At 65.1% G+C, this 8,895-nt stretch carries 8 protein-coding genes; all 8 read right to left on the bottom strand.

The features are described 5' to 3' along the window. Nucleotides 1–11: 11 nt before the first annotated feature. The 8 genes from fliJ to GIB19_RS27410 all read right to left on the bottom strand — a co-directional run bounded on the left by fliJ (nt 12) and on the right by GIB19_RS27410 (nt 8,730). Nucleotides 12–464: a flagellar export protein FliJ gene (gene fliJ / locus GIB19_RS27445; protein WP_027593028.1), complete on the bottom strand. Its 453-nt coding sequence runs from the start codon at nt 462–464 to the stop codon at nt 12–14. 6 nt (nt 465–470) lie between these two features. Beyond that, nucleotides 471–1,829, bottom strand: a complete 1,359-nt coding sequence (gene fliI / locus GIB19_RS27440) for a flagellar protein export ATPase FliI (RefSeq protein WP_085272503.1) — start codon at nt 1,827–1,829, stop codon at nt 471–473. Next, nucleotides 1,819–2,589 (bottom strand): flagellar assembly protein FliH, encoded by a 771-nt coding sequence (gene fliH, locus GIB19_RS27435; RefSeq protein WP_274888754.1) that lies wholly within the window; start codon nt 2,587–2,589, stop codon nt 1,819–1,821. The genes fliI and fliH overlap by 11 nt, the downstream gene beginning before the upstream one ends. Nucleotides 2,590–2,748: 159 nt before the next feature. Next, on the bottom strand, nt 2,749–3,768 hold the full coding sequence (gene fliG / locus GIB19_RS27430) for a flagellar motor switch protein FliG (RefSeq protein ID WP_027593031.1): 1,020 nt from the start codon (nt 3,766–3,768) through the stop codon (nt 2,749–2,751). Next, nucleotides 3,761–5,539 (bottom strand): flagellar basal-body MS-ring/collar protein FliF, encoded by a 1,779-nt coding sequence (fliF, locus tag GIB19_RS27425; RefSeq protein ID WP_027593032.1) that lies wholly within the window; start codon nt 5,537–5,539, stop codon nt 3,761–3,763. The genes fliG and fliF overlap by 8 nt, the downstream gene beginning before the upstream one ends. Nucleotides 5,540–5,554: 15 nt before the next feature. Continuing rightward, entirely contained in the window at nt 5,555–5,887 is a 333-nt protein-coding gene (gene fliE, locus GIB19_RS27420; RefSeq protein ID WP_027593033.1) for a flagellar hook-basal body complex protein FliE, read from the bottom strand. 261 nt (nt 5,888–6,148) lie between these two features. Beyond that, nucleotides 6,149–7,513, bottom strand: coding sequence for a sigma-54-dependent transcriptional regulator (locus tag GIB19_RS27415; protein WP_274888753.1), 1,365 nt, complete (start codon nt 7,511–7,513; stop codon nt 6,149–6,151). After that, the gene (locus GIB19_RS27410; protein ID WP_274888752.1) at nt 7,513–8,730 is read right to left on the bottom strand and encodes a sensor histidine kinase; all 1,218 of its coding nucleotides are present in this window, start codon (nt 8,728–8,730) and stop codon (nt 7,513–7,515) included. Before GIB19_RS27410 ends, GIB19_RS27415 begins: the two co-directional genes overlap by 1 nt. Between the last annotated feature and the right edge of the window lie 165 nt (nt 8,731–8,895).

The raw sequence follows: 8,895 nt of genomic DNA, 5'->3' as shown, positions 1-8,895 counted from the left end.
GCGATAAGAAATCAGGGGTGATTCTGCCTGGGCAAGCGCTGCGAGAGCTCATCCAACAGGCGCTGCTCGCGCTTGTCTTCGGCGCGCCGCGCTTCATCCAGGTAACGCTGTACCAACTTGCGCAACCCCTCGACCCGGGCATAGGCCTGCTGCCAGGTGCCGCGGGCGTTGTTCAGGTTGTTCTGGTGCCAGGTCAGGCTCTGGCGCTGCTGGGTCATGGCTGTTTCCAGCTGCCCGAGAAAGCGCTGGTAATTGACCAGCCAGCTGCCATTGACGCCCTGCCCGCCGCGGTTGATCCACTGCAGCTGGTAGTCCTCGCGAAAACGCTCCAGCTCAGCCAACTTGACCTGCGCCTGGGTCACCAGTTGCTGAAAATGCCCAAGGCGCTGGGCGGCCTTGCGCTCGGCCTCTTCGGCCATGTCCACCACCGGCGCGAGGCGCGCGGCTCGTCCAGGCAGCGCCATGATCTATCAACCGCCCGCCGGAGGCGTGAATATCGCCCCCAACTGATCGCGGCTCTGCGCCATGCCGACGTTCTCGTCCAGGCCTTGACGCAGAAAATCCACCAAGCGGGACTGCAAGGCGATCGCCAGGTCGGTCTCCGGGTCACCACCGGCCACATAGGCACCGACGCTGATCAGGTCGCGGCTCTGCGACAGGCGCGACCACAACTGCTTGAATTTTTGCGCCTGGCGCAGATGATCAGCATCGACCACTTGGGGCATTACCCGGCTGATCGACGCTTCGATGTCGATCGCGGGGTAGTGGCCTTCTTCGGCCAAGCGCCGGGACAACACGAAGTGGCCGTCGAGCACCCCCCGCGCCGAGTCGGCGATCGGGTCCTGCTGGTCGTCGCCCTCCGACAATACCGTGTAGAACGCAGTGATCGAGCCGCCACCAGGCTCGCCATTGCCCGCCCGCTCCACCAGCTTCGGCAGCTTGGCGAACACCGACGGCGGGTAACCCCGGGTGGCCGGCGGCTCGCCGATCGCCAAGGCGATCTCACGCTGAGCCTGGGCAAAACGGGTCAGCGAATCCATCAGCAACAGGACATTCTTGCCCTTGTCGCGGAAGTATTCGGCAATGCGCGTGCAATACATGGCCGCGCGCAGGCGCATCAACGGCGCGTCATCGGCGGGCGAGGCGACCACTACCGAGCGCTTGAGGCCCTCTTCACCGAGGATGTGCTCAATGAATTCCTTCACTTCGCGGCCCCGCTCGCCGATCAGCCCAACGACGATGATCTCGGCTTCGGTGAAGCGCGTCATCATGCCCAGCAACACCGACTTACCCACACCGGTACCGGCGAACAGGCCCAGGCGCTGGCCACGGCCGACGGTGAGCAGGCCGTTGATGCTGCGGATGCCCACGTCCAGCGGCACGCTGATGGGGTCGCGGTTGAGCGGGTTGATCACCGGCCCATCCATCGGCACCCAGTCTTCAGCCTTCATGCCGCCTTTGCCATCGAGGGCGCGCCCGGCGCCATCCAGCACCCGCCCGAGCATGCTCATGCCCATGGGCAAGCGGCCGCCGTCGTCCAGCGGTACCACCCGCGCACCGGGGGCGATGCCGACGATGCTGCCAACCGGCATGAGGAATACCTTGGACCCGGCAAAGCCCATGACTTCGGCCTCGACCTGCACCGGGTGGTAGCTGTCGTCGTTGATCACCAGACACCGGCTACCCACTGCGGCGCGCAGGCCTTCGGCTTCGAGGGTGAGGCCAACCATGCGCAGCAGGCGGCCTTCGACGATTGGCTGCACCGGCAGCTCGATCGCCTCGGCGTAACTGCCCAGGCGCTTGCCGAAACTGGTGCGGTCAAGGCGCATCGGGGCGGTCCAGGTCGATCGACACATCGGCCGGTGCGGGGTGCAGGGAATGGTCGTGAAGCTGGTCGAACAGCTGCGCCACGGCCTTCTCGATGCGTGTTTCCATGCTGGCGTCGATACGGCTGTGGGCGGTCTCGATGCGGCAGCCACCCGGTAGCAAGGCCTCGTCTTCGAGCAGCCGCCAGTTTTCTTCGTGGCGCTCGCGCAGGGACTTGGCCAGTTCGAAGTCCTGGGGGTTGAGGTGAATACGGATGTTGTCGGCGCCCATTGGCAGCAGCTTGAGGGCTTCGCGCAGCACGTGGGTAATCTGGCTGGAATCGCTGCGCAGCTCGCGGCCGATCACCTGGCGGGTCATGTGCGCGACCAGGTGCACCAGGGTTTTCTCGATCTGCGTGTCTTGCTCGGCGATGGGCGCCATCAGGTTGACCATCAGCCGCTCGAGGCTGCCGACCTTGGCCGCCAGGGCCTGCTCAGCCTCTTGGCGCACCTTCAGCTGGGTGCTGTGAAAGCCCTCGCGCTCGCCGGTGGCAAAGCCTTCGTTGTAGGCGTCCTGGCGAATGGCTTCGAGTTCTTCGAGGGTCAGCGGCTGGACTTCTTCCAGCGGCACTTCCTCGACTTCTTCCTCGATGACTTCGGGTTCCGGCTCGGGCTCGGGTTGCGGCTCGGGTTCCGGGTCGAAGCTGGGCAGCGCCCAGACATCGACGCCCTCGAGGTCGCGGGCGCGGATCAGGTCGCTGGGGTGATGTTCTTTGCTGGACATGCTGTGATGTTCTCAAACCACGTTCAGCCAACGCGATCCCTGTGGGAACGGGCTTGCCCGCGAATGCGTCGGCAGGGACAACCTCATCACCCGACTGGCGCCTTCGCGGGCAAGCCCGCTCCCACAGTGGGCTGCGCCAGTCGGCAGAATCCGGCAACGTTAGATCATTTCCTCGGCACCCTTGCCGCCGAGCACGATCTCGCCGGCCTCGGCCATGCGTCGGGCGATGGTGAGGATTTCTTTCTGCGCCGTTTCCACGTCGCTGACCCGTACCGGCCCTTTGGCCTCCAGGTCGTCGCGCAGCAGTTCCGACGCACGTTTGGACATGTTCTTGAAGATCTTGTCCTTGACCCGCTCGTCGGCGCCTTTGAGCGACACCACCAGCACGTCCGAAGACACCTCGCGCAGCAGCGCCTGGATGCCACGGTCGTCGACATCGGCCAAGTTGTTGAAGACGAACATGAGGTCTTCGATCTGCTCCGACAGGTCGTTGTCGACTTCGCGGATCGAGTCCATCAGCGCACCTTCCACCGAACTGTCGAGGAAGTTCATGATGTCGGCAGCCCGCTTGATACCGCCCAAGGTGGTCCGCGCAGCATTGGAGTTGCCCGAGAACTGCTTCTCGAGGATCTGGTTCAGCTCTTTCAGCGCCGCCGGTTGCACGGTGTTCAGCGACGACACGCGCAGGATGATGTCCAGGCGCACCTTGTGGTCGAAGTTGCTCAGCACTTCACCGGCCTGGTCAGGGTCCAGGTAGGCGACCACAATGGCTTGGATCTGCGGGTGCTCGTAGCGGATCACATCGGCCACGGCACGCGGTTCCATCCACTTGAGGCTGTCCAGGCCGCTGGTATTGCCGCCCAGCAGGATGCGGTCGATCAGGCCGTTGGCCTTGTCCTCGCCCAAGGCCTGGTTGAGCATCTTGCGGATGTAACCGTCAGAGCCCACGCCCAGGCTGGTCTGGTCGCCGACGATGTCGACGAACTCGCTCATCACCTGCTCGACCTGGTCGCGGTGCACGTTGCCCATCTGCGCCATGGCCACGCCCACGCGCTGCACTTCCTTGGGGCCCATGTGCCGCAGTACCTGGGCAGCATCGGTTTCACCCAGCGAGAGCAAGAGGATCGCCGCTTTGTCGACGCGGCTCAGCTTGGCGGTAACGGCTCGGTTATCACTCATCGGCGTTGATCCAGTCTTTCACGACCTGGGCCACGCGGCCCGGGTCTTCGGCCACCAGGCCTTTGATTGCGTTGAGCTGTGCCTCGTAGCCCTCGCTCGGGCTTGGCAACAGAATGCTTGTCGGGCCACCCAGACTGACGCGGTCGTTGGCCAGTTCGCCATCCAGACCGATCATGCCGCCCAGCTCCATGTCGCTGTCCGAGGCAGCCTGCTTGCCGCCCCCTGTGATGTTGTTGAGCACCGGGCGCAGCACGCCGAACACCAACACCAGGATAAACACCACGCCCAGCACTTGCTTGACGATGTCCCAGAACCACGGCTGCTGATAGAAGGCGATGTCGGCGATTTCTTCGCCGCGGTCGGCGGCAAACGGCACGTTGATCACCGTCACGCTGTCGCCACGGCTGGCATCGAAGCCGACCGCGTCCTGCACCAGGCGGGTAAAGCGCGCCAGGTCCTCGGTACCCCAAGGGGCACGCGTGGTCTCACCACTGGTGGGGTCGATCTTGAGCTGGTCGTCGACCACCACCGCCACCGACAGGCGGGTCATGCGGCCCTGCTGCTGACGGGTGTGGCTGATGGAGCGGTCCAGCTCGAAGTTCTTGGTGCTTTGCTGGCGTTTGTCTGCCGGGTACGGCGCAAGCATCGGCTGGCCGGTGGCCGGGTCCATGATCTGCTGGCCGTTGGCATCCACCAGCGGCTGGCCGGGCTGGATCGCGGCGGCCGGGGTGGCGGCTGCACCCGTGGTTTGCGGCGCGGACGCAGCACCCGGTGGCTGGTTGCTCAGCGCGCCGGGCACGCCTTGCGGGCCCTGGCTGCTGGCGCGCTGTTCGTCCACCGACTGTTCGCTGCGCAGCGCAGGCTGGTCGGGGTTGAACTGCTCGGAGGTCGACTCGACCGCACTGAAATCCAGGTCGGCGGAGACTTCGGCCTTGTAGCGATCGTTACCCAACACCGGCTGCAAGATATTGTGCACACGCTGGGTGAGCATGCTTTCCATGCGGCGGCTGTAGTCGAACTGCTTGCCCGCCATGGTCAGGGCGGTGTCCTGCAGCTGTTCGGAGAGCAGGTTGCCCTTCTGGTCGACGACAGTGACTTGCGACTTGTCCAGCTCTGGCACGCTGGTGGCGACCAGGTTGACGATCGCCATCACCTGCCCGGCTTCCAGGCCACGGCCTGGGTACAGTTCGACCAGTACCGAGGCGCTGGGCTTGCGTTCGTCACGCACGAACACCGAACTTTTCGGGATGGCCAGGTGCACGCGTGCAGCCTTGACGTTGTTCAGGCTGGAAACGGTACGGGCCAGTTCGCCTTCCAGGCTGCGGCGATAACGGGTGGCCTCCATGAACTGGCTGGTGCCCAGGCCCTGCTCCTTGTCGAGCAGCTCGAAACCGACGTTGCCATCGCTCGGCGCCACGCCTGCGGCCGCCAGCTTCAGGCGCGCACGGGAGAGGTCGTCGGCCTTGACCAGCAGCGCGCCGGAATTGGGCTCGACGTTGTAGGGAATGTCTGCGGCGGCCAGGGTTTCCATGACCTGCTTGGTGTCCATGCCCGACAGGCTGCCATACAGCGGCCGATAGTCCGGCTGTTGCGACCACAGCACCACGGCGAAGCCGATCGCCACGCTCGCCGCCAACCCGACCATGAGGCCGACCTGACGCAGCATGGGCATCTGCGAAATGTTTTCCAGAAACGCCATGCCGAACAGCGGCGGTTTGGCCGCTGGCTGGCCGCTCTTGGCGGGGGCGTTATCGACGACTGCTTCAGCCATGGGTTACGTCCGTCCTCAAACCGGCATCTGCATGATGTCTTGATACGCCTGGACCAGCTTGTTGCGTACCTGGGTGAGTGCCTGCATGGAGACGCTGGCCTTTTGCGAGGCGACCATCACATCGGTCAGGTCGACGCCGGTCTTGCCAATTTCGAAGGCGTTGGCCAGCTGGGTGGAAGCCTGCTGCGTCTCATGCACCTTGCCGATGGCCTGGCCGAGCATGTCGGCAAAGCTGCTCTGGCCCGGGGCCAGTTCGGGGGCAGCGGACACCTTCGGCAGCGACATGGCATCAGCCTGCATCGCGCGCATGTCCAGCATCAGACGATTGAATTCAACACCTTGGCTCATGACCTTCTCTCTCCGGCGGCCGCATTTTTTTGACACTCATGCGGCGGATAGCTCGTGTAAAGCAACAAAGGTGCCAGCCTTGCCACCCCTTCTGATTTGACGCGCCGTTGTAGGAGCGGCCTTGTGTCGCGAAAGGGCCGCAGCGCGGCCCCGGCGATCTTTGATGCGAAGCTGAAAACCTGGGGCCGCGCTGCGGCCCTTTCGCGACACAAGGCCGCTCCTACAAGGGCCGCACCCGACATAACCCGCACCAGCGGCTTATCAGCCGAAGAGGCTGGCCTCGACGTCGAACCCGGCATCGCGCATCTGCGCCAGCTTGTAACGCAGGGTGCGTGGGCTGATGCCCAGGCGCTCGGCGGCTTCCTTGCGGCGGCCGCGTTCGGCGCGCAAGGTGTCGATGATGGTCTGGTACTCATGGCGGCGCAGGTCATCGCCCAGGCCACTGGCTTCGGCAACCACGGCTGCGACTGACGGCGCCGCGCCGGCCGACAATGGAATGGCGCCCGCCAGACAGAAATCCGCCGCTTCGATCACCCCGCCCTGCTGCAGGATCAAGGCGCGCTGCAAGGCGTTGTCCAGTTCGCGCACGTTGCCGGGCCAGGCATGCGCCTGCAGGCAGGCCCGCGCATCGGCAGACAGGCGCACGGGTGCGTGCTTCATCTTGCTGACATGGCGTGCCAGCAAACGCTCGGCCAGCGGCAGGATATCGCCCCTGCGCTCGCGCAGCGCGCACCAGGCCAGGGGGAACACCGACAGCCGGTAATACAGGTCTTCACGGAAGCGGCCAGCCGCCACTTCGCCTGCCAGGTCGCGGTTGGTGGTGGCCAGCACGCGGATGTCCAGGCTGATCGGCTTACGCCCACCTACCCGCTCCACCTCGCGCTCCTGCAACACCCGCAACAGCTTGGCCTGCAAGGCCAGCGGCATCTCGGAAATCTCGTCGAGCAGCAAGGTGCCGCCCTCCGCCTGCTCGAACTTGCCGGCCTGGGCCGCGATGGCGCCGGTAAAGGCGCCTTTCTCGTGGCCGAACAGCGTGGCCTCGAGCATGTTGTCGGGGATGGCCGCGCAGTTGATCGCCACAAAGGGCTCGGCCGCCCGCGGGGACTGCTGGTGAATGTAGCGCGCCAGCACTTCCTTGCCGGTACCCGACTCGCCAGAGATCAACACGGTCGAGTCACTGCGCGCTACCCGGGCAGCCAGTTCGAGCAACTGCCGGCTGGCCGGCTCGCAGGCCACCGGCCCTTCTTCTTCCGCTGCACTGACACGGCCTGCGGCGTGGCGCTCCACCAGGCTCAACAGCGCCTTGGGTTCGAAGGGCTTGACCAGGTAATCGGCAGCGCCTTGGCGCATCGCCTCCACGGCACGCTCGACTGCGGCATGCGCCGTCATCAGCAGCACCGGCAGTTGCGGCTGCTGGCGACGCAATTGCGCCAGCAGCTGATGCCCATCCATGCCGGGCATGTTCACGTCGCTGACCACCAGGCTGAACGCCTCTGCCAGCACCGCCTCCAGCGCCTCTTCGGCACTGCCCACGGCCCGGTAATCGAAGCCGCCGATTTCCAGGGTATCGCCAAGCGCCTGGCGCAATACGCGGTCATCCTCGACCAGCAGCACCTTGATCGCCATCAGCCCGCCTCCGCCAGTTGCCCATCGATCAGCGGCAGCTCGACCCGCACGCAGGTGCCGCGCCCAACCTTCGAACGCAGGCTAAGGGTGCCCTGATGCGCCCGCACCACGGCCTTGACCACGGCCAGGCCCAGCCCGGTGCCGGTGGCCTTGGTGGTCAAGAACGGCTCGCCCAAGCGGCCCAGCAAATCGGCGTCGATACCGCTGCCAGCATCACTCACGCACAGGCACAACACCTGCTCACGACGGAACACGTGCACCTTGAGCCGGGCCGGTTCTTCGCTGGCTTGCAGGGCGTTCTCGATCAGGTTGAGCAAGGCGCCAACCAGGGTATCGCGGTTGCACAGCAGCTCGCCCAGGTGGCTGTCGCACTGCCAACGCACGGCATGCCCTTGCACATGCGACTGCGCCGCCTGCTGCAGGGCCTGGAACAATGCTTTCGGGGTCACACGATCACCCAGCGGCAGCTCGCCACGGGCGAATACCAGCATGTCGCGCACCTGGTGCTCCAGCTCGTGCAGGCGTTCCTTCAAGGTACCGGCGAAGCGCTGGCGGGTTTCGGCGCTCAGGTCTTGCTCACTGTCGGCCAGGTGGCTGGCGTAGAGCATGGCCGCCGACAGTGGCGTGCGAATCTGATGGGCCAACGAGGCGACCATGCGCCCCAGCGACGACAAGCGCTCATGGCGCGCCAGCTGGTCTTGCAGGCGACGGGTTTCAGTCAGGTCGTTGAGCAGCACCAGTTGGCCGGGTTCGGCATCCAGCGAGCGGGTGGCGATGGACAGGCGGCGGCCGTCGCGCAGCGACACTTCATGGCCGTCATCCTTGCGCGGGGCAAAGCTGCGGGCAATGACCTGGCGCCACAGCTCACCGATCAGCGGCTCGCCGAGCAGTTCGCAGGCGGCGGGATTGGCTTCGCGCACGCGGCCCTGGCCGTCGATCACGATCACCCCACCCGGCAACAAGTCCAGTAGGTTCTGCAGGCGATTGGCCAGGCGTTCCTTTTCGTTCAGTTCGTCCATGCGCTGGGCGCTGACCACGGCCAGTTCGCCCTTGAGCTCGCTGACGCGGGCTTCGAGCAGGCTGTAGGATTGGCTTAGCTGGCTGGAGACCTGATTGAACAAGGCGAAAGCCTGCTCGACACCCTGTCGGCTTTCCTGCTCGACCGGGGTATGCCCCTGCAGATCGGGGGCTCGGGAAACGTGGGCGGCCTGGGGCATCGTGCTCTCTCGCGTGGCTGACCGTCATAAAAACGGTGTGGTGCCAGCGGTGTAGCAATAGCCGTGCCGAAGATGGGGTTTTACCAAACTGCGATGCGTATTGTGCAACCCGTGTAGGAGCAGCCTTGTGCTGCGAAGAGGCCGGCGCATGCACAGAGCCTTTCT

The organism is Pseudomonas sp. ITEM 17296 (assembly GCF_028895205.1).
In the GTDB taxonomy this organism is placed as follows: Bacteria; Pseudomonadota; Gammaproteobacteria; order Pseudomonadales; family Pseudomonadaceae; genus Aquipseudomonas; species Aquipseudomonas kermanshahensis.
Note: the sequence above shows the minus strand (reverse complement) of the source record. Positions and strands in the feature narration are given on the sequence as shown.